The organism is Acinetobacter sp. 1566109 (genome assembly GCF_000582255.1).
Taxonomy (GTDB): Bacteria; Pseudomonadota; Gammaproteobacteria; order Pseudomonadales; family Moraxellaceae; genus Acinetobacter; species Acinetobacter nosocomialis.
This window is the reverse complement of the sequence record NZ_JEYB01000244.1, coordinates 1-373: the sequence shown is the minus strand read 5'-3', so window position 1 is coordinate 373 and position 373 is coordinate 1. Positions and strand designations below refer to the sequence as shown.

Here is a 373-nt window from a genome sequence, read left to right as displayed (position 1 = left end):
TGAATGTATTCTCGTATCGTTTTCTCTAATTCATCAATTGATTGAAATTTTTCTCCATGAAAGCATTCCGATTTTAATATTCCAAAGAAGCTTTCTATTACAGCATTATCTAAGCAATTTCCTTTACGAGACATACTTTGAATTAAACCATGTTGCTTTAATTGCTGTTGGTAATGAGCCATTTGATATTGCCATCCTTGATCTGAATGGAGAATTGGTTTGTCATGTCGCTTAAGTTTAGCTAAAGCATGAATGAGCATATCTTTGATTAACTCATAATTGAGTTTACGTTGGATCCGGAAAGTAATAATTTCCCCATTAAACAAATCTATAATTGGTGATAGATAAAGTTTTTCACCGTTAACATTAAATT

General features: G+C 31.1%; 1 protein-coding gene. It reads right to left on the bottom strand.

Annotated features, from left to right (window positions below; all coding sequences use genetic code 11):
- Positions 1-373: DDE-type integrase/transposase/recombinase (locus tag J582_RS0105670; RefSeq protein ID WP_032049045.1), on the bottom strand; the 373-nt coding region annotated here is incomplete at both ends.